Genomic DNA, 19340 nt, shown 5'->3' with positions numbered 1-19340 from the left:
CTATTTCTTCTCTGTCTTCTTATCGAGGTTCTTGTCCAGCTTCTTATCCAGGAACGCCTGCATGCGGTCAAATTTGGCCTGGGATTCAAAAAGAATCCCTTGGGCAAGCTGGTCGATCAGCGGATGGGAATCGGCAGGGGCGTGGAACACGGACTTGGTGATCCGCACGGCCAGCGGATCCTGGCGGGCGATCCTGTCCGCGAGATTGTGCGCGGCGGCCATCAGTTCCGGCGCCTCATGGATTTCCGTGATGAGGCCCGCAGCCAGGGCGTCCTCGGCCCGGAGCACCAGGCCTGCGAGCAGGATCTGCTTGGCCAAGGGTTCGCCTACGAGTTCCTTCAGCCGCCAGCTGGCTCCGGCCGCGGCCAGGATGCCGAGCCCTGTCTCGGGGTTGCCGATCCGTACACTCGGCGTTCCAATCCGGAAATCAGCCGCGTAGGCGAGCTCGGCACCGCCGCCCAGGCAGTAGCCATCCAGGGCGGCAATGACGGGCATGGGCAGCTTGGCAATGCGGACAAAAATCGTGGAGTTGATACCCTGCAGCGCATCATCCCGGCGCCGCTCGCGCAGCTGGGCAATGTCCGCCCCGGAGGCAAAGACTCCGTCCACGCCGGCGATGACCAGGATCCTGGGATTCTGCTCCAGCGCCGCGCAGATAATGTGCAGCTCGTCCACCATCTGCTGGTCGATGGCATTTCTCACCTCGGGGCGGTTGAGGAGGACAACCACGCGGTCCTCCCGCTCCTCGACCAGCAGGGTACTGAAGTGTTCGTTCGCTAGGTCCTGGGCCGCCATTACACGCGCTCCAGCAGCATCGCAGTGCCCTGGCCCACGCCGATACACATGGTGGCCAGGCCGATCCTGGCGTCCTCGCGCTCCATCCGCCCCAGCAGGGTGATGGCGAGCCGGGAACCGCTGGAACCCAGCGGGTGCCCCAAACTGATGGCGCCGCCGTCGTTATTCACAATCTCCGGGTCCAGGCCGAGCCGGCGCATGCTGGCCAGCGACTGCGTGGCGAACGCTTCATTAAGTTCGACGGCGCCCAGGTCACCGACGCTGAGGCCGCTCCGCTTGAGGACCTTTTGCGTGGCCGGCACCGGGCCGATGCCCATGATTTCGGGCTCGCAGCCGGCAGAGGCGCCGTCGATGATGCGGGCGCGGGGTACCAGGCCCAGCCGCTCGATGGCGGCCTCGGACGCGACGATGATGGCTGAGGCGCCGTCGTTGAGGGTGGAGGAGTTTCCCGCGGTGACCACGGAGCCGCCCGGGACAACCGGGCGCAGGCCGGCCAGGACGTCCATGGTGGTGCCAGCGCGGGGGCCTTCATCGGTGTCCACAACGGTTTCGGACTTGCGGGACTTGACCGTCACCGGGACGATCTCGTCCCTGAACCGCCCTGCGGCGATGGCGGCCAGGGAACGTTCGTGGGACCGGACGGCAAAGGCGTCGGCGTCGTCCCGCGTGATGCCGTCAACCCTGGCGACTTCCTCGGCGGTTTCCGGCATGGAGTAGGTCATCTTGCCCTCGCGCGCCAGCTCGCCCTTTTGGAACAGGGGATTTACGAACCGCCAGCCAATGGAGGTGTCGAAGATCTGGCCGGGCTTCGCAAAGGCGGTAGCCGGCTTCTCCTGGACCCACGGCGCACGGCTCATGGACTCCACCCCACCGGCGATCACGATGTCCGCGGCACCGGACTTGATCATCTGGCTGGCCTGGATGATGGCGCTCAGGCCTGATGCACACAGCCTGTTGACCGTGATCCCCGGGATGTGGAGGGGAAGTCCTGCCAGCAAAGTGGCCATCCTGGCTACGTTGCGGTTTTCCTCCCCGGCCCCGTTGGCGTTGCCCAGGATGACCTCATCGATGGTGTCCGGATCCAGTCCGGACCGGGTGACCGCCTCCCGGATGACCAGTGCGGCGAGGTCGTCCGGGCGGACCGAGGACAGCGCCCCGCCGTATCGTCCCACCGGGGTGCGGACACCGCCAACGAGAAAAGCCTGCGGTCCTGCGGTAGCTGACGCCATGGAAACACCCTTCACGCGATTAACAGCACTGTCATCGTCGGCGGCTCAGGGGATGCTATCCACTTACCGACCGTTCGTTCTGTAAAGACTACACTGCGCGCGCAAGGGGCACCAAGACCCTCCCCCGGAGGGGTCAGAGAACCACGAGGCCGAGGTGGGCCGCCAGGAGCGGGGCCAGGAGGCTGAGCTGGTAGTCGTCGATGATGGCTCCGGAGAGGCTGCCCAGGCCACTGATGGTGCGAAAGTCAGTGCTGCGGAGGTCGAAGTCCTTCAACTTGGCGCCGGTGAGGTCCAGGGTGCCGATGGTGCAGTTCTTCAGCGTTACCCGGGTGACCGCCGCGGAACCGAGGTCCAGTTCATTGATGATGCAGTCGGTGATCAGGACATCCATCAGCTTGGCGCCACGGAGGTTCAGGAAGTCCAGCTTTCCGCCGTCGATCCGGACGGACTGCCACCCGCTTTCGTACACTTCAGCGGACCCGAGCCGTGGATTTTCGATGCGCACGTCCCGCCACGTGGTGCGGGCCGCAGTGAAGACGGGCGCGTACAGCTCGACCAGGATGCAGTCGCGGAACGTGGCGCCGCGCAACTGTGTGTCATTGAACGAGACGCCTTGGAATTCGCACTCGGCGAAGTCAGTGCCGCTGAGCTCGAGACCGTCTGCCGCCGCGCGAATGTACCGCACGCCGTCGTACCGAACTCCGCGCTGGAAGTCCGGCGCGGGATCGTCCGTAAGTTCCTCAAGGAGAATCGGCGAGAGCCGCGGGCCGGTAACCTTGGGCGGCCTGGCCGCCACTAGAGCGATTCCGCTTTGGCCGCGATCTCCGCCAGGTCCTTGGCCAGCGCCTTGCGCGTCATGCTCATGCCGATTTTCCCGAACAGGGCCATTGATATCTTGCTGAACACCGTGGGCTTAACGATGTCGGCGCCGAAGGTCAGCGTCAGGTCCGTGCCGCCGTCGCGCTCCGCCAGGCTGAACCGGGAGGTGTAGTCAGCACCGCCCTGCAGGGCCTTGACCGTGGTGCTGCGCGGCGGATCAGCCTGGGCCACCCACATTTCCACCGTTTCGGACCTGCCCATCATGGTGCGGGTTTCCTTCCAGCGCGTGCCCTCGCCATACGGGCCTTCGCTCAGCATTTGGATGGAATCAATGCCGGACAGGGTGGCCGCCGAACCCGGAATGTCCGAAATGACGGACCAGACCTTCTCCGGCGAAGCGTGGATGTGCTGTGTAAGGCTGGTGCTGTGATCCATGGTTCGAGCCTAGTCGGGGGCAATGACAATCAACAGATATCGGGGCATCTCAACGACTTGAAATAGTAAGCATGCTTCGTGTTATGGTGAAAAGGCATTGTTTGATCCATCGGAAACGAAAGGCGGCACTACCATGGGCCTCGGAGACAAGATCAGTAACGCAGCAGAAGACATGGGCGGCAAGGCCAAGGAAGCAGCCGGAAACGCCACCGACAACGACCGCCTCAAGGCCGAAGGCCAGAAGGACCAGGTCAAGGCCGACGCGAAGAAGGTCGGCGAAGACATCAAGGACGAGTTCAAGCGCGACTAGTCAGCCATAGGCGCGCGGCGGCGGATTCCCATGGGGGATCCGCCGCCGCTTTTTTGTGCCTTCCCCCATCGATTGCTCCCCCCAGCTCCCTCGCCCCGCAATCGACGGCAGGACCCGTCACCAGCCGCTGCGCGTCGGCGTGTGTCCCTGCCGGGAATCCTCGGGCATCGCCATTTCGGCACGCAGCCCGAGCAATCGGATGGGACGGCCCGGCTCGATCTTGGCCACGAGGTCGAGGGCGCGGGCGAGCACTTCTGCCGGATCCGAGGTCTCGGGAATCTTCCGGGCGTACGTCTTGGTCAGGAACGGAGCGTATCGGACCTTGAGCGTCAGCCCGATCACCGGCCGCCCTTCAGCAGCGACATCCTCCAGTACGTGCGCCGCCAACTCCCTGACGGCGTCGTCAACCTGGCCTTGCTCAGTCAGATCGCGCTGGAAGGTGGTTTCCCGGCTATGCCCGCGTGCCACCCAAGGTGTGTCATCGACGGTCCGCGAACCGTCACCCCGCCCGAGCTGGGCATACCAAGGGCCCATCTTCGGGCCGAACTCCGGGACCAAATCATCGTCTTTGGACGCCGCGAGTTCGGCTACCGTCCGGATGCCGAGGGTGGCAAGGCGGCGCGAGACTTTCGTTCCCACGCCCCACAGCTCGATAGTTGGCCGGCTCCCCATCACTTCGAGCCAGTTCTCTTCCGTGAGCCGGAAGACGCCGGCCGGCTTGCCAAACGACGTCGCTACTTTGGCCCGGACCAGAGTGTCACCGATGCCGACACTGCAGTGCAGCCGGGTCTCCTCGAGGACGTCGCGCTGCAGTTGCCGCGCATACGCCTCCGGCTCGTCGGTCTGCACGCCAATAAAGGCTTCATCCCAGCCGAGTACCTGAACAGTTGCACCCGGTTGCGAGCGCAGCACCGCCATGACTCCTTCGGACGCAGCGAGGTAGGCTTCCTGGTCAACGGGCAGGATGACGGCGTCAGGTACTTTCCGTGCGGCGATGCGCAGCGGCATTCCGGAGCCGACGCCGTACACCCTGGCCTCGTAGGAGGCCGTGGAAACTACCGCCCGCTCGGTCGGGTCACCGCGGCCGCCAACGATCACCGCCTTGCCCGCGAGCTCGGGCCGGCGGAGCACTTCGACAGCTGCAATGAACTGGTCAAGGTCCACATGCAGTACCCACGGTTCGCTCACACGCCCCAGTGTGCCCCCAATCGGCTGCTCCGCACCACCGTTTCCCCGCGTCGCTTCTGCATCGCCCGGACCCGCGGCTGGGCGCTCCTGCCCAGTTACTCCCCCGGATTCTCGTCCACCACCCACGACGCGCCGGGTTCCTGGGCGCGTCGAACAAAGGAAGTGGGCAGGAACGCACGGGGAATAACGACGACGGCGGGACCCCCTCCGTGGGGATCCCGCCGTCGCAGGTACTGCTTGCGTGCAAAGCCCTAGCTGAAGAGGGCGTTCTTGGGCTCGTTGTTCCGAACCTTCTGCCAGCCCAGCCACAGGACCAGCGCGAAGAATGGAATGGTGGCCAGGGTCCAGAGTCCGAGATGGAAGACCTCACCGGATTTGCTGGTCATGGTGTCGAAGCCGATCAGGATGGTGATGGCCAGCAGGGCCACCAGGCCGGCCCAGCTGCTCCAGGTTCCGCCCGGGGCGGGGAGGGAGGAAACCTTGCCCTTCTGCTTGCGCAGCGCGATCTGGCTGGCGAAGATGGCGCCCCACGTGAAGATCACGCCAATCGACGCCGAGTTGAGCGCGAGGTCGAAGGCGTGTGAGCCGCCCAGCCAGATGTTCAGCAGGATGCCCACGAGGTAGACGGCGCCGATGGCAAGGATGGCGGCGTACGGCACATGGTTTTTGGACATCCGGGTCAGCCACTCCGGAGCATGTCCGTTGTTGGCCATGGTGCGGAAGATCCGGCCGATCGAGTACAGGCCAGAGTTGCAGGAGGACAGTGCTGCGGTGATGACGATCATGTTCATGACATCGCCCATCCAGCCAAGGCCCATCTGGCCGAATACGGTAACGAACGGCGAGGTGCCGGCCACGTACTGGTCCGAGGGCAACAGCATCGCGAGGAGGGTCACCGAGCCGACGTAGAACACCACGATGCGGAAGACGACGGCGCGGATTGCGTTGGGCACTTCCTTGGCGGGATCCTGCATTTCACCGGCTGTGATGCCGACCAGTTCGATGCCGTTGTACGCGAAGATCACGGCATTGAGGACCAGGATCATCACCAGCGCACCCTTGGGGAACATGCCGCCCTCGGCTGCGAAAAGGTTGTTCACGGAGGCGTTGCCGTCGCCCACCTGCGCGTTGGCAACCACCATGAAGGTGCCCACGGCCAGGAAGATCACGATGGCACCGACCTTGAGGCAGGAGGCCCAGAATTCGAATTCGCCGAACGCCTTGACGCTCATCAGGTTGACGCCCACGAGCAGCAGGAGCGCCGCGATGGCGGACAGTTCAACAGGCACGTTGGGGAAGAAGAACTGGAAGTACAGTCCGATCGCGATGAGCTCCGCAATGCCGGTCATGGCCCAGTTGATGAAGTACATCCAGCCGGAGAGGTACGCCCCCTTCTTGCCGAACATCTCGCCGGCATAGCTGACGAAGGAGCCCGACGTCTGGCGGTACATGATCAGTTCGCCCAGGGCGCGCATCAGCAGGTAGGCGATGACGCCGGCAATGGCGTACGAGAAGATCAGTGCCGGGCCTGTCGAGGCCAGGCGTCCGCCGGCACCCATAAAGAGTCCGACGCCGATGGCGCCGCCCATGGCAATCATGGTCACCTGGCGGCCGCTCAGGGATTTTTTGTAGCCCTCGGCGCTGAGGGTGGAGTCGACGACGGCGGATTGCGCCGAGGGGCTCACGAGTTCTGTGGGGGTACTTTGAGGCACAACAATTCCTTGTGGGTAGGGGATTGACCGGCACCTTGGCAGCGGACTCTCATACTGAAAATTCGGCTTCGTGATGTTTGAAGGAATTTTCTGTATGGAAAGTCACAGGACGTCGAAGTTCGCGCGGCCTTTCTATCCTACAAGACACAAACCGGAGCAAGTGACGAGCGATACACCGTCCTCCAGTTAAGCCGAACTATTGCCACCCGAAGGGGAATCCTGCAGAAGAATATTTTGCTCCGCATCCTCCTGGACGTGGTAGGTGCGCAGAGGTTCGGCGCCGGTGCTGGAACATCCGGTATCCAGGCTGAACGCGTGCTGGTGCAGCGGGCAAAGGACCACTTGACGGTCGATGGTTCCGTCCGCGATGGGGCCGCCCCGGTGGGGGCAGACAGCGGACAGGGCACGTAGAGTTCCGTCCCTCAACCGGAAAACCGCCACCTGCTCGCCATCGATGCCGAACGCCCGCCCCTCGCCGAAGGGGATTTGGTCCACGGGGCCCAGGTTGTGGCCGGCGCTCATCGGACCGGCACCTGGGGCAGGACCGTGAGCGGCAGGGAGGTCCGGAACTGGCCCGGCGTGAGGGGGTCCGCGCGCTCGCTCCACGGGTCCACGTAGCTGTCCACCGATGCCTGCATGGCCCCGTCCAAGGCCGCCGCTATGCCTTCCGAATCCTCCACGATCACTGCGCGGAGGTGTTCGATGCCCACCCGCGGCACAAAGGAGTAGGTCCGTTCCAGCCAGTTGGCGTTTTCACGGTAGTACTGCATGAACCTGCCCGTCAGCAGCTTGACATCCTCAGGGTCATCTACGGTGGCCAGCAGGTCGCCCTTGCGGATGTGCGCCCCGGCCGCGCCGCCGACGTAAAGTTCCCAGCGGCCGCCTTCGACAGCCACCACGCCCACATCCTTGACCAGGGACTCCGCACAGTTCCGCGGACAACCGGACACCGCCAGCTTCAGCTTCGCCGGCGACTCGATGCCTTGGAACCGGGACTCGATCTCGATGCCCAGTTTCGTTGAATCACCCGTCCCATATCTACAGAAGTCCTTGCCCACGCACGTTTTTACCGTGCGGAAGCTCTTGCCGTACGCGTAGCCGGAGGGCATGTCCAGGTCGGCCCAGACCTGCGGGAGGTCCTCCTTGGGGATGCCCAGCAGGTCGATCCGCTGCCCGCCCGTCAGCTTGATCAGCGGGACCTTATGCTTCTCGGCGACGTCAGCAATCCGGCGCAGCTGCTGCACGGACGTCACGCCGCCCTTCATCTGCGGGACCACGGAAAAGGTCCCGTCCCGCTGGATATTGGCGTGCACGCGGTCATTGATGAAGCGGGCGTCGCGCTCGTCGATGTACTGGTCCGCGAGCATCATTTTCAACAGTGAGGCCAGGCCCATTTTAGATTTGGCGTCCTCCGCGCTGCCGGGGGCCAGAGCTGCGAATACTTGCGAGACGGAGCGTAGGCCCTGCTTCCGGATGGCGGCCATCAGCGATGCTTTGTCCAGCGGGATCCCGGGCACGTAGTAGCTGGCGGCCGGGTCCTCCTCCACAGCACCATCGGCGGCCCACTCCACCACCTGTTTGACCAGGAGCTTGCATGAACCGCAGCCCTTGCCGGCCCGTGTGGCGTCCATCGCACCGGAAACCGTAGTGCAGCCGTCCTTCACGGCAGCCACGAGCGCTCCCTTCGAAACGCCGTTGCAGTTGCAGACTTGGGCGCCGTCGTCGAGCTCTGCCACACCCGCGTCCCCGCCCGGCCCGCCGACGTCGAACATCAGCGAGATCCGTTCCTCCGGCAGGGGCAGCCCGCGGTCATAGGCCTGCGTCAGGTAGGCCACCTTCCGGCTGTCGCCCAGGAGCGTGGCGCCCACCATCTTGTTGTCGCGGACCACGATGGACTTGAAGACACCACGGCTGGGCTCAGAGAACACAATGTGCTCGTCCGTGTCGAGCTCGGGGCCGTGCAGCCCCATGGATGCGACTTCCACACCGGCCACTTTGAGCTTGGTGGCGGTCCGTGAGCCGAGGTACGCCGACGACGTATCGACGCCGGTCACGTGGTTGGCGAGCACCACGGCCTGTTCCCATAACGGAGCTACCAGGCCGTAGACCTCGCCGCGGTGCTGGACGCACTCCCCCACGGCGTAGATGTCGTCTTCGTCCTGGACCCTCAGCCGGTCATCCACCACGATGGCCCGTTCCACCGGCAGGCCGCTCAGGACGGCCAGGTCCACATTGGGCCGGATCCCGGCGGCCACCACCACCATGTCGCACTCGATGTCGTCCCTGTCCCTAAGGCTGACGCCGCTGACCCGGTCCGTGCCGAGGACAGCTGTGGTGCGGCTGGACGTATGCACCCTGATTCCGAGCGCTTCAACACTGCGACGGAGGATGGCACCGCCGTCGGGCCCCATCTGCGCATTCATGAGGTGCCCGCCCGAGTGCACCACCTCCACCTCGATCCCGTGGCTTTTCAGGCCATAGGCAGCCTCGAGTCCCAGCAGGCCGCCGCCGATCACCACGGCGCGGCGGTGGTGATCTTGCTGGGCGTGCTGGACCATCTTCCGCGTGTCGTCAATGGTGCGGAATCCGAAAACGCCGTGTTTGACGGACCCGCCCGGGGTATAGAGCCCGTCCATCGGCGGCATGTGGGATCTGCTCCCCGTGGCGATGATGAGTGTGTCGTAGGGAGTCACCCTGCCGTCGTTGGAGAAGACGTGCTTGGTGAACTTGTCGATCCGGTCCACGCGGACGCCTGCGTGCAGCGTGATGCTGTTCTCGCGGTACCAGGACAGGGCGTTCAGGAAGATGTCGGCGTCGCTTTCCTCCCCGGAGAGGACGTGGCTGAGCATGATCCTGTTGTAGTTGCCGTACGGCTCGTCGCCGAACATGGTGATCGTGAACAGCTCCGCGCCGCCCCTGGCCAGGATTTCCTCCACTGCCCGGGCGCCGGCCATACCGTTGCCAACAACCACCAGCCGACGGCGCGGCGCGGTGCCTGCGTGCCTCCCCTGCGGCCGGTCCAGCACGCTGGTCATCAGTGCTCCACCATGCCCAGGTCCACCACCACGGATCCCCCAACACCATCCGGAGCGGCGAGATACAGCTCCACCACCGAGCCGCCTTCGATGTCCTCCACTACCCGCAGCGGCACATGGACATCGCTCTTGGCGCCAATGGGGAAATAGCGCATGGGGACGCCGTTCCGCATCAGGACCACGGTGATCAGTTCACTGCTGGAATTGCCGCCCCTGAAATAGAGCGTCTGGTTGATGACGCCGTCGGGAACGTAATGGGAGAGTTCGCTGTGGATCGGGACAGGTTTTTCCAGCCCCGTGCCCTCAAACGGGAAGATGCCCTGCAGGAAAAGGTTCTTGGTGATCACGGACAGATCCTTTCGACCGGCGGGAAGACTGGCATGGGCCTATCTTCCGCCGCCGATGTTTCCGCCTGCCGGTCCCTGCGTAACTTTCCTTTAACGCAAACCTCACCGTTTCCCGTGCCTCAGGCCGGCCTAAATGCGTGACTTATACCGGCTCCGACGGCGGAGTAGCCCGGAAATCCAGGGAACTTCCTTCGCGGCCCGGCTGAAAGTTACGCATTTTGGTCAGGAAGTCCGCCCCTCAGGCCGGGGCAAGCACGCCCTTGTCCATCGAATACCTGATCCAGCGGCCAGATTCGTCCGTCCGCGACTTTTCGCTCTTCCGCGCGCACCCGGCAAACCATTCCCGGAGCGCGCGGTCGTGGCTGACCATCACCAGGGTCCCGGCGAAGTCCGCGAGCGCCGCCTCAAGCTGTTCCACCAGCACAGGCGCCAGGTGGTTGGTCGGTTCGTCCACGATCAGGGTGCCGTAGCCGCCCAGCAGCAGCCGTGCCAGGGCGAGCCTGCGCTGCTGGCCCGCGGAAAGGCTGCCCACTGGCACATGGAACTCGCTGGTGCGGAACAGGCCCAGGCGAAGGAGGGCCTCGGCATGCTCGTCGATGTTGCCGCCCAGGCCGGCAGCGAAGGCCGGCAACAGCCGGAGCGTGGGCCGCTGGGGCAGTTCCAGCTCCTGTTGCAGGTAGCCGATGTGTTCGGGCCGCCTGACAGTGCCTGCGGCGGGTTCCAGGGTTCCTGCCAGTACGGAGAGCAGGGTGGACTTGCCGGCGCCGTTCGGTCCGGTGATGAGGATCTTTTCGCCCGCGGCAGCCCGGAAGTCAGTGGTTCCCAGCCGGCCGGGCACGCTCACGCCACGGGCTGTGAGCACTGGTCCGCCGTCGTCGGAAGCCCCGGACGGTACAGCGGAGTCGACAGCCAGCTCGGCGTTGAGCCGCAGCGGCACGGGCGGACGGTCCACTGGACTGGCTTCGAGCCGGCGCAGCCGTTCCTGGGCGTTCCGTACCTGGCTGCTGGCTGCTTTCTGCCAAGTGCCGGCCTTGAAGTCGAAGCCCATCTTGTCGCCGTCGCGCTTGCGGCCGTACCCCATGGTCCCCGCCACCGTCTCGGCCTGGCGCTTTTCGGACTCCATGGCATCGATCCAGGAGTGGTACTGCTGGACCCAGCGCTGGCGCTCGGCTGCCTTCTCGCGGAGGTAGCCGTCGTAGCCGTTTCCGTAGCGGGTCACGGCCTGGCGCTCGGCATCCACTTCGATGATGGTGGCGGCTACCTTGCGGAGCAGGACGCGGTCGTGGGACACCACCACTACGGTGCCGCGATGGGCCGCCAGCCGATCCTCCAGCCAGGCTGTCCCGCGCGCGTCGAGGTGGTTGGTAGGTTCGTCCAGGAGCAGGATGTCCGCCGGGTCGGCCAGGACGCAGGCCAGCGCCACACGTTCCTGCTCCCCGCCGGACAGCGACCCCAGCACCCGGCTCCTATCAAGGCCGCCCAGCCCCAGCCGGTCCAGAGCGGCCTCAACCCGGGATTCGGCGGCGTAGCCTTCGCGCAGCTGGTATTCGGTCTGCAGCCTGCCATAAGTTTCCAGCTCGTCGTCGCCGGCGTCGGCCAGGCCCGCTTCCAGCCGGTCGAGTTCCGTTTCGAGGGCGCGCAGCGATGCCAGCGAGGCGTCAATGGCGGCCCCTACGGTGAAATCTTCAGGCAGGCCGTGGGTCTGGGCTAGGTAGCCCACCCGTCCCTGGATCACCGTTGCGCCCTCATCGGGAGCTTCGAGGCCGGCCAGGATCCGGAGCAGCGTGGATTTGCCGGCGCCGTTTTCGCCAACGATCGCCACGTGCTCGCCGGCGTTGATGACCAGGCTGATGTTGTCCAGGAGTTGTCGGTCGCCGTAGCCATGGGAGACGCCCGAAAGGTTCAGGTGTTCAGTCAAGAGAAGTCCTCGCAAAGTTCCGCAGTGTGGCCGCCGGGGCTGAACCGGCCGATTCAGGCAGCTCGGTTCATCCAGCGCTCGACGGCGGCCGTGGTTTTCGGGGAACAGCCCGGGCGCGGCCGGGCTGCTGGTTAGGACTTCATCGCTCCAGCCTGCCCCGGCCGACGCCGCGGCGTCAAGCAGGCCCTCCGCAGCGGACAAGGACAACAGCGCCCGACGGCGGCACCCAGGCCGAGTGCCGCCGTCGGGCATTACAAAAAGGGGACAGCTACACCGCGAGGGCCACGGCCTTCCTGCGCCTCGCCTTCGCCAGCCGGGTGCCAATCAGTCCTTGGCGGGGGCTGAAGAGGTAGACGGCGGCGAACACCACGCCCTGGGTCAGCACCACCATGGCGCCCGAGGCCGTGTCCAGGTAGTAGCTCAAGTAGATTCCAGCGATGGAGCACACGGCCGAGACCACTGGCGCGATGACGAGCATCCGGTTGAACCGGTCTGTCAGGAGGTAGGCGGTGGCTCCGGGAATGATGAGCATGGCCACGACCAGCACGACGCCCACGGTCTGCAGCGCCACCACGGAGGTGAGTGCCAGCAGCCCCAGGAGCAGCGCGCCAAGCCGCTTCGGGGACAGCCCGATGGCATGGGCGTGGGTGGGGTCAAAGGCGTAAAGGGTCAGGTCGCGGCGCTTCAGGATCAGGATGGCGAACGCCACCACGCCCAGCACCAGCACCTGGATGAGGTCCGGGACGCTGACGCCCAGGAGGTTGCCGAAGATGATGTGGTTCAGGTCCGTCTGGCTGGGTGTGACGGAGATGAGCACCAGGCCCAGGGCGAACAAAGAGGTGAACACGATACCGATGGCGGCGTCCTCCTTCACCCGGCTGGTGCTGCGGACCACGCCGATCAGGGTGACCGCGATCAGGGCGAAGACGAGGGCGCCGAGGGCAAACGGTGCCCCTACGATGTAGGCCAGTACGACGCCGGGCAGCACCGCGTGGGAGACGGCGTCGCCCATGAGGGACCAGCCGATCAGCACCAGCCAGCAGCTGAGCACGGCACAGACGACGGCGGCAAGCGCGGTGGTGACGATGGCGCGGACCATGAAGTCGTAGCTGAGCGGTTCGAGCAGGAGTTCCAGGAGGTCCATGGGTCAGCCCCTGTTCTCGGCGCGGTCGGCATCAGCGCGAGCGGCATCTGCTTCCGGGAGGTCACGGTTGAGCACGTCCAGTCCGAAGGCCATTGCCAGGTTTTCGGGCTGCAGCACCAACTCGGGGGCGCCGTGCATCAGGACCCTGCGCATGAGGAGTACGGCTTCGTCGCAGAGGGCCGGCATGGCGTGGAGGTCGTGGGTGGAGATCAGGATGGTGCAGCCGTCTGAGGCAAGTTCGCGCAGGAGGCGGCTGATGGTGGCTTCGGACCGCTTGTCCACCCCGGCGAAGGGTTCATCCAGGAGCATCATCGTGGCACCCTGGGCGATGCCGCGGGCCACGAAGGCGCGCTTCTTCTGCCCGCCGGACAGCTGGCCGATCTGGCGGCCGGCGTACTCGCCCAGTTCCACCCGGTCCAGGGCTTCGTCGACGGCGGCGCGGTCCGCCTTGGATGGGCGCCGGGTGAATCCCTGGTGCCCGTAGCGCCCCATCATCACTACGTCGCGGACGGACAGCGGGAACTGCCAGTCAACATCCTCGCTCTGCGGCACGTACCCGATCCCGCCTTCCTTGCGCGCCTTGGACGGTGACTGTCCGCCGATCAGCACGCTGCCGGCGTCGGGCTTTACCATTCCCATGATCACTTTGAACAGCGTGGATTTCCCTGAACCGTTCATGCCGATCAGGCCGCAGATCCTGGCGGCATCCAGGCTGAGCGAGGCAGAATCCAGCGCCAGGACCTCGCCGTAGTGGACGGTGACGTTGTCAACCAGGATGGCTGGAGTACTCACGGTTTTGACCCGGCAGAAGCCCCGGCTGAGGCGCCCGCCAGCGCTTTGGTGATGACGTCGGCGTCGTGCCTGATCAGGTCCAGGTACGTGGGCACCGGTCCATCGGCCTCAGACAACGAGTCCACGTACAGGATGCCGCCGAACTTGGATCCGGTGGCGCCCACGACCTGCTGCATGGGGGCGTCGGAGACCGTGGATTCACAGAAGACAGCGGGAACCTGGTTGGCCTTGACGTACTCGATGGCCCGGGTGATCTGCTGCGGTGTGGCCTGCTGCTCGGCATTGACCGCCCAGATGTAGACCTCCTTGAGTCCGGCGTCACGGGCAAGGTAGGAGAAGGCGCCTTCGCAGGTGACCAGTGCGCGCTGGTTCTCCGGGAGGCCGGCGAGGCTGGTTTTCATCTCGTCCTGCACAGCCTGCAGTTCGGTCTTGTAGGCGTCACCGTTTGCTTTGAAGGCTTCGGCGTTGTCCGGGTCCAGCTCGCTGAAGGCCTTCACCATGTTGTCGACATAGATCTGCACGTTCACCGGCGACATCCAGGCATGCGGGTTTGGCTTGCCCTGGTACGAGTCCTCGCTGATGGACATGACCTCCACACCCTCGCTCACCACTGCGTGGGGCACGTCCAGGCCCTCCACGAACTGGGCGAACCAGGCCTCGAGATTCAGCCCGTTGTCGAGGATGAGGTCCGCTTTGGCTGCCTTGCGGATATCGCCGGGGGTGGGTTCGTAGCCGTGGATCTCAGCGCCCGCTTTGGTAATGGACTCCACGGTGAGCTTGTCCCCCGCCACGTTCCGGGCGATGTCGGCCAGCACGGTGAAGGTAGTCAGGACCACCGGCTTGTCGCCGTCGCTGTTTCCGGCGGCACCACCGCCGGCATCACCGCCACAGGCAGCGAGGGAAAGGGACAAAAGGACGACGGCGGAGGCGCCGGCAGCTCGAAACGCCGCCGATTTCCGGGCGAAAGTTCGGGCGGCTACTTTGGCGCGCCGAAACAGAAAGTTAGGCATGCCGAACATTCTACGCGACGGCGCGCCGGGCCCGCAATGTGACGCCCGCCCCACTATCCCCGGCCCCACCCAACTAGGTAGCAGCAGATGTCGTTTTGAGGGCTCAAAACAGCATCTGCTGCTACCTAGTTGGGTGGAGTTAGGCTGAACGTATGACCACAACGCACCGGCGACCACCTGCTCCGCAGCCCGAGCTGTACCGGTTCACCGGCCTCGATTTCGGCACCGTGGGCCTTTATGTGGCGGTGGCGGCTTTCTTCGCCCTGGCGGGAGACCTGCTCCTGCCATTCCTGCGGCAGCTGGCCCCCAGCCCTGCAGCGGCATCTTACGGCGTCAACCTCATCTACTACGGCAGTATCGGCATACTGGCGCTCTTCGCCGCGCGCCGGGTGGTGGCCCGCGATCTCCGAGTCCTTGCCACCCGTCCGTGGTTCACGCTGATGATGGTGCCGGCCGCAGTGGTGGCCATGATGATCCTGACCGCCCTGGTGGTGGCGGCCAGCGGGACGGTCCAAACGTCCGCGAACCAAGCCGGGCTACAGGCTCTGATGCAACAGGTTCCCGCCTGGCTGATGATTCCAGTGCTGGTGGTGATCGGCCCCTTTGTGGAGGAGTACATCTTCCGGCACCTGCTGATCGGCAAGCTCAGCCGCCGCCTCAACATCTGGCTGTGCTGCGTGCTCTCCGTGCTCCTGTTCGCCGCCATCCACATCGCAGGCCAGGAAGCGATCACGCTCACCGCCCTGCTTCCCTACCTGGCCATGGGCGCCACGCTGGTGTTTGTCTACGTGTGGACCGGGAAGAACCTGATGTTCTCCTACTTTGTGCACGCCACCAAGAACCTGTCGGCTGCCGTGTTCATCTACGCCATCCCGCCTGAGCTGTTCGAGCAGCTCCAGCAGGTCCAGCCCTAAACGCTCCGGCCCCGCAGCGTGAAGCGATGGGTGCCTTGGGTCCGGCCCGTGATGTAGACCTTGACGCCCTCCGCGGCATTGGTCCCGGCAAGGTAGCGGTAGGCCTCGCCCGGGTTGTACACCGGCGGGTTGTCGGGGTCCGCAGCAATGCCCGGACCGAACTCGATGACATCGTTCCCCACCCGGTAGGTTCCCGTGCCCGAGGTCAGCTGGAACGCCCCCGGGCCCGTGTCTGAGCCAGGGAGCTGGCCGGCCAGGGGCTCCACTCCGGCCAGCTCGCCGCCAGGGCGGAAAGTCAGCTCCAGCGCGAACGATGTGTCCGCGCCGTCGAACTCCACTTCCAGCTCCGCTGCATCGCCCTCGGCGCCAACGCCGGGACGAATGGTGAGGGCCGTCGCCAGCCGATGCTCCACCGTGGGGCGGCTTCCGAAGTCCATGCTGGCGCTGAACCGGCCCTCATGGACCAGGGCGTAGATTCCGTCCTTGCGGTGCTTTTCGGGAGGCAACGGCAGGTAGAAGTTCGCCCTCAGTTCCTCGGCGAGGCGGACCACCCCGGCGTCAGTTCTGACCGACTGGCTACGGAACGGCCCAAGGTCAAAGAAGCTGCGTGAGAGCCTCATGTCAGTGAGTACCGCGTCACCGTGGGCGAGGCGCAGGAATGTGGGGTTGGTGGCGAGCCCGGACACCACGCCAGGCTCCAAGGCGTCGCAGCCGCCGAAGACGGTCACCACGTTTCCGGCTCGGCGGAACCGGTGGATCCCGCAGCTGTCCAGCGCGGCGTGGCCCGGCGCCATCACCGGCGGGAGGCCGCCGTCGAACACGGTGGAAGCCGAATCCCCGGACAGGTCAGTGACGGAGGCAGCCGGAAGCTCCAGCCCCAGCCACGGGTCAAGCCGTGTCCGGGCCAGCGCCTTGGCCGGTTCCAGCAGCGGGAACTGCTGCAACCAGGCCGCTGCGGCGGCGAAATCGGACCGGACGTCCTGGTTGGCCAGCCGGCGGTACAACAACTGGAATGCCTCTGCGTCGAACGTCTTCCACTGGTCCTGGCGCCGCGAAAACAGCGACTCGATGCTGCCGTCAGCATTGAACCAGGGCAGGAACGCCGCCAGGTTGCCGCGGACGTGCTCCAGCAGCCCGGGCCGCCCCGAGTAGTCGGCAATGGCCAGCAGCGACGGGTTGGTGACAGCCGTGGCGTACAGCGGGCTCCGCTCGGAGTACATGCCGTCCGGCAGTTGGTCAATGCCCTCAGCCAGCCATTCCCCGATGCGCTCCACAATGTCCGGCCGGGCGCTGCCTTCGCGTTCGTGCAGGGCGTGAATCCGTGCCAGCGCCGCGCACAGCTCCCACCGGTGGTTGGGGGTGTGCACTCCCCCGGTAACCAGCGCATCGGTAATGCGTCCGACGACGGCGCGCAGCCGCCGTCGGACGCCCGCCAGTGCAGCGTGGCCGGCGCCAATGATCTCCAGCGCCATGCAGGCGTCGTTGATGGTGAACGCTGAGTCCGGCGGTGAGCTGAGGTTGGTGCCGTCGAACAGGCCGGTAGGGCCCTGCAGGTGCTCCAGCCGCGCAACGCAGGCGGCCATGGCGTCCGGAAACGCCGGTGAACCGCGGTGGGCGGAGCCCGGCTCCGTGTACACCGCTGCCAACGCCAGCAGCCTGCTCATGGCGGCCCGGTGCGGAAGAGCCGCCACGTCGCCGTCGGTCGCCTTCAGCAGCGTGCCAACGTACGTGTCCGCAGCCTGCACCAGGCCGTCAAGGAACACGGCATCTGTGGAAGCTGCCGGCGGCTGGCTCTCAATCCCATCCCTCACAAAGGCCTCCATCTAGTCCTTCAGCCCGGCCGAGACGTCGGCGTTGAGCACGTACTTCTGGAACACGGCAAACACGAGGACCAGCGGCAGGATGGAGATCACCGACGCGCCCAGCAGGACCGGCCAGTCGATGTTTTCGGCGCCAACGATGCTCCGCAGCGCCACCTGGAGGGTGTACCACTTGGGATCGTTGAGCACGATCAGCGGCCAGATGTAGTCGTTCCAGCGCCACTGGAAGGAGAAGATGGCCAGCGTGAACAGGATGGGCCTGGACAGCGGCAGCATGATGCGGAAGAAGATGGCCAGCTCGCTGGCGCCGTCGATACGGGCCGAATGCAGCAGGTCATCCGGAACGGTCAGGAAGAACTGACGGAACATAAACACACCCGTTGCCGTCAGCACGGACGGCACGATGATTCCGGCGAGCGAGTTGTACAGGCCGAGGTCGCGGATCACCGAGAAGGTCGGGTTCAGGATCACTTCGGTGGGCAGCATGGTGGTGGCCAGGATGCAGACGAAGAAGAGCCGGGTGCCCTTGTTGTTGTACTTGGCCAGGGCGTAGCCAGTGCACGCACTGAAGAACACGGTGAGCACAGTGGTCACCAGCGCCACGGTGGCGGTGTTCAGGAAGTACCGGGCAAAGTCCACCCGCTCCCACGCGTCGACGAAGCCCTGGAACGTCCATTCCCGGGGAATCATGGACAACGGGTAGCTGAACAGTTCACTGCCCGGTTTGAACGAGCTGAGGATGAACCACAGCAGCGGCAGCGCATAGATGGCCACAATCAGCCATAGCACCCCGGTCAGGGGTGCGGACAGCTTGGTCCGGCCTTCGCGGCCGTTCCGTTTGATGGCGCCTGCGGCTGCCTTCTCGGCACCGAGGGCGGATTCTTCCGCCACGGCGGGGGGCAGGTTGGCAGCGGTTGCCATGGGTCAGCCCTTCTTCTTGTTGAAGCGCAACTGGATGAGCGCAATGGCCAGCAGGACCACCATCAGCACCATGGACGCGGCACTGGCGTAGCCCACCTTGGACTGCTCAAAGCCGGTCTTGTAGATGTACTGGACGATCAGGGTGTTTTCCGTGCCCGGGCCGCCGTTGGTCAGCGCCTGGATCATTGCGAATTCCTTCATGGCATGGATGGTGGACAGCAGGATGACCATGAACGACGTCGGCGCGATGCCTGGCAGCGTGACATGCAGGAACCTTTGCCATGCATTGGCCCCGTCCAGTTCGGCTGCCTCCAGCAGCGCTTCTGGAATATTCTTCAGCGCCGCGATGAACAACAGCATGTTGAAGGCTGTGCCGCCCCAGGCGGAAGCGAAGATCACCACCGTCAGGGCCAGGTTGCCGTTACTGGACCACTGCACCGGGGCTCCGCCCAGCGTCGAGATCACAAAGTTCACGAAGCCGAAGTCCTGGCCGAACATCCACTTCCAGATGACACCCACCACGATCGGGGAGATCAGCCAGGGAAGGAAGATGATCACCTTCGCGGCAGTCCGTCCCCTGGTTGCCTTACTGACCAGCAGCGCCGCAATGCCCAGCGATGATACGTAGACCAGCGGCACCGAAAACAGTGTGTACAGGAAGGTACGGTTCAGGGCGGCATAGAACGTGCTGTCCGCAAAGAGCTTCTGGAAGTTGGCCAGGCCGATGAAGTTCAGCCTGCCCACGCCGCGGTAATCCGTGAAGGAGTAGATCAGCCCGAGGGCACCGGGCCAGACGAAGAACACCAGGAACAGCACCACGTTGACGCCGATCAGCACCAGCGGTGCGATGACATAGCGGTTGTGGCGCCTCAGCTGGGACTTGCTCCGCACGGCGCCCGTGCCGGGCGTCCCCGGCGTTACCGTGGAGCTCAATGTTGGATTAGCCACCGA

At 65.1% G+C, this 19340-nt stretch carries 18 protein-coding genes; 2 read left to right on the top strand and 16 right to left on the bottom strand.

The features are described from left to right. The 4 genes from ACLKOZ_RS17895 to ACLKOZ_RS17880 all read right to left on the bottom strand — a co-directional run bounded on the left by ACLKOZ_RS17895 (position 1) and on the right by ACLKOZ_RS17880 (position 3278). Positions 1 to 795: an enoyl-CoA hydratase/isomerase family protein gene (locus ACLKOZ_RS17895; RefSeq protein ID WP_337351629.1), complete on the bottom strand. Its 795-nt coding sequence runs from the start codon at positions 793 to 795 to the stop codon at positions 1 to 3. Further along, entirely contained in the window at positions 795 to 2024 is a 1230-nt protein-coding gene (locus ACLKOZ_RS17890; protein ID WP_337346094.1) for a thiolase family protein, read from the bottom strand. The genes ACLKOZ_RS17895 and ACLKOZ_RS17890 overlap by 1 nt, the downstream gene beginning before the upstream one ends. Before the next feature lie 133 nt (positions 2025 to 2157). Continuing rightward, entirely contained in the window at positions 2158 to 2820 is a 663-nt protein-coding gene (locus ACLKOZ_RS17885) for a pentapeptide repeat-containing protein (RefSeq protein ID WP_436477040.1), read from the bottom strand. Beyond that, entirely contained in the window at positions 2820 to 3278 is a 459-nt protein-coding gene (locus ACLKOZ_RS17880) for an SRPBCC family protein (protein ID WP_436477038.1), read from the bottom strand. Before ACLKOZ_RS17880 ends, ACLKOZ_RS17885 begins: the two co-directional genes overlap by 1 nt. Before the next feature lie 133 nt (positions 3279 to 3411). Here ACLKOZ_RS17880 and ACLKOZ_RS17875 point away from each other — a divergent pair, with 133 nt between their 5' ends. Then, complete coding sequence (locus ACLKOZ_RS17875; protein WP_337346091.1) at positions 3412 to 3588, top strand: CsbD family protein; 177 nt, start codon at positions 3412 to 3414, stop codon at positions 3586 to 3588. Positions 3589 to 3705: 117 nt separating this feature from the next. On the opposite strand, the gene ACLKOZ_RS17870 is transcribed toward ACLKOZ_RS17875, so the two are convergent. The 9 genes from ACLKOZ_RS17870 to ACLKOZ_RS17830 form a co-directional block, all read right to left on the bottom strand. Next, complete coding sequence (locus tag ACLKOZ_RS17870) at positions 3706 to 4776, bottom strand: DNA polymerase IV (RefSeq protein WP_436477036.1); 1071 nt, start codon at positions 4774 to 4776, stop codon at positions 3706 to 3708. A 251-nt stretch (positions 4777 to 5027) separates the two neighbouring features. Continuing rightward, the gene (locus ACLKOZ_RS17865; protein WP_436477034.1) at positions 5028 to 6488 is read right to left on the bottom strand and encodes an amino acid permease; all 1461 of its coding nucleotides are present in this window, start codon (positions 6486 to 6488) and stop codon (positions 5028 to 5030) included. Between the two features lie 186 nt (positions 6489 to 6674). Continuing rightward, on the bottom strand, positions 6675 to 7010 hold the full coding sequence (locus ACLKOZ_RS17860; protein WP_337346088.1) for a Rieske (2Fe-2S) protein: 336 nt from the start codon (positions 7008 to 7010) through the stop codon (positions 6675 to 6677). After that, positions 7007 to 9523 carry a nitrite reductase large subunit NirB gene (gene nirB / locus ACLKOZ_RS17855; RefSeq protein WP_436477031.1) on the bottom strand — a complete coding sequence of 839 codons (2517 nt, stop codon included), beginning with the start codon at positions 9521 to 9523 and terminating at the stop codon, positions 7007 to 7009. Before nirB ends, ACLKOZ_RS17860 begins: the two co-directional genes overlap by 4 nt. Further along, on the bottom strand, positions 9523 to 9870 hold the full coding sequence (locus ACLKOZ_RS17850) for a molybdopterin oxidoreductase (protein ID WP_337346086.1): 348 nt from the start codon (positions 9868 to 9870) through the stop codon (positions 9523 to 9525). Before ACLKOZ_RS17850 ends, nirB begins: the two co-directional genes overlap by 1 nt. Before the next feature lie 238 nt (positions 9871 to 10108). After that, on the bottom strand, positions 10109 to 11788 hold the full coding sequence (locus ACLKOZ_RS17845) for an ABC-F family ATP-binding cassette domain-containing protein (RefSeq protein WP_436477029.1): 1680 nt from the start codon (positions 11786 to 11788) through the stop codon (positions 10109 to 10111). 268 nt (positions 11789 to 12056) lie between these two features. Beyond that, on the bottom strand, positions 12057 to 12932 hold the full coding sequence (locus ACLKOZ_RS17840) for a metal ABC transporter permease (protein ID WP_337346084.1): 876 nt from the start codon (positions 12930 to 12932) through the stop codon (positions 12057 to 12059). Positions 12933 to 12935: 3 nt separating this feature from the next. Continuing rightward, a complete protein-coding gene (locus tag ACLKOZ_RS17835) occupies positions 12936 to 13724 on the bottom strand; it encodes a metal ABC transporter ATP-binding protein (RefSeq protein WP_436477027.1) in 789 nt (262 codons plus the stop codon). Continuing rightward, positions 13721 to 14734, bottom strand: a complete 1014-nt coding sequence (locus ACLKOZ_RS17830) for a metal ABC transporter substrate-binding protein (RefSeq protein WP_436477025.1) — start codon at positions 14732 to 14734, stop codon at positions 13721 to 13723. Before ACLKOZ_RS17830 ends, ACLKOZ_RS17835 begins: the two co-directional genes overlap by 4 nt. 152 nt (positions 14735 to 14886) lie before the next feature. Here ACLKOZ_RS17830 and ACLKOZ_RS17825 point away from each other — a divergent pair, with 152 nt between their 5' ends. Then, complete coding sequence (locus ACLKOZ_RS17825; protein WP_436477023.1) at positions 14887 to 15648, top strand: CPBP family intramembrane glutamic endopeptidase; 762 nt, start codon at positions 14887 to 14889, stop codon at positions 15646 to 15648. Here ACLKOZ_RS17825 and ACLKOZ_RS17820 read toward each other — a convergent pair. The 3 genes from ACLKOZ_RS17820 to ACLKOZ_RS17810 are packed head-to-tail and all read right to left on the bottom strand — an operon-like array spanning position 15645 to position 19337. Continuing rightward, entirely contained in the window at positions 15645 to 17459 is a 1815-nt protein-coding gene (locus tag ACLKOZ_RS17820; RefSeq protein ID WP_436477021.1) for a hypothetical protein, read from the bottom strand. The two genes, ACLKOZ_RS17825 and ACLKOZ_RS17820, sit on opposite strands and share 4 nt — an antisense overlap. 12 nt (positions 17460 to 17471) lie before the next feature. Next, a complete protein-coding gene (locus ACLKOZ_RS17815; RefSeq protein ID WP_337346079.1) occupies positions 17472 to 18389 on the bottom strand; it encodes a carbohydrate ABC transporter permease in 918 nt (305 codons plus the stop codon). Positions 18390 to 18392: 3 nt separating this feature from the next. After that, positions 18393 to 19337, bottom strand: a complete 945-nt coding sequence (locus ACLKOZ_RS17810; RefSeq protein WP_436477018.1) for a carbohydrate ABC transporter permease — start codon at positions 19335 to 19337, stop codon at positions 18393 to 18395. Positions 19338 to 19340 lie beyond the last annotated feature (3 nt).

It is taken from the genome of Arthrobacter sp. R4 (assembly GCF_051365025.1).
GTDB lineage: Bacteria > Actinomycetota > Actinomycetes > Actinomycetales > Micrococcaceae > Arthrobacter.
The sequence above is the reverse complement of the archived record's forward strand: the minus strand, read 5'-3'. Positions and strand labels throughout refer to the sequence as shown.

Excerpts from the sequence above, each read along its gene's own strand:
- ACLKOZ_RS17815 (WP_337346079.1), bottom strand. The coding sequence starts at position 18,389 with ATGGCAACCGCTGCCAACCTGCCCCCCGCCGTGGCGGAAGAATCCGCC.
- ACLKOZ_RS17860 (WP_337346088.1), bottom strand. The coding sequence starts at position 7,010 with ATGAGCGCCGGCCACAACCTGGGCCCCGTGGACCAAATCCCCTTCGGC.
- ACLKOZ_RS17895 (WP_337351629.1), bottom strand. The coding sequence starts at position 795 with ATGGCGGCCCAGGACCTAGCGAACGAACACTTCAGTACCCTGCTGGTC.
- ACLKOZ_RS17840 (WP_337346084.1), bottom strand. The coding sequence starts at position 12,932 with ATGGACCTCCTGGAACTCCTGCTCGAACCGCTCAGCTACGACTTCATG.
- ACLKOZ_RS17825 (WP_436477023.1), top strand. The coding sequence starts at position 14,887 with ATGACCACAACGCACCGGCGACCACCTGCTCCGCAGCCCGAGCTGTAC.
- ACLKOZ_RS17890 (WP_337346094.1), bottom strand. The coding sequence starts at position 2,024 with ATGGCGTCAGCTACCGCAGGACCGCAGGCTTTTCTCGTTGGCGGTGTC.
- ACLKOZ_RS17880 (WP_436477038.1), bottom strand. The coding sequence starts at position 3,278 with ATGGATCACAGCACCAGCCTTACACAGCACATCCACGCTTCGCCGGAG.
- ACLKOZ_RS17875 (WP_337346091.1), top strand. The coding sequence starts at position 3,412 with ATGGGCCTCGGAGACAAGATCAGTAACGCAGCAGAAGACATGGGCGGC.
- nirB (WP_436477031.1), bottom strand. The coding sequence starts at position 9,523 with ATGACCAGCGTGCTGGACCGGCCGCAGGGGAGGCACGCAGGCACCGCG.
- ACLKOZ_RS17830 (WP_436477025.1), bottom strand. The coding sequence starts at position 14,734 with ATGCCTAACTTTCTGTTTCGGCGCGCCAAAGTAGCCGCCCGAACTTTC.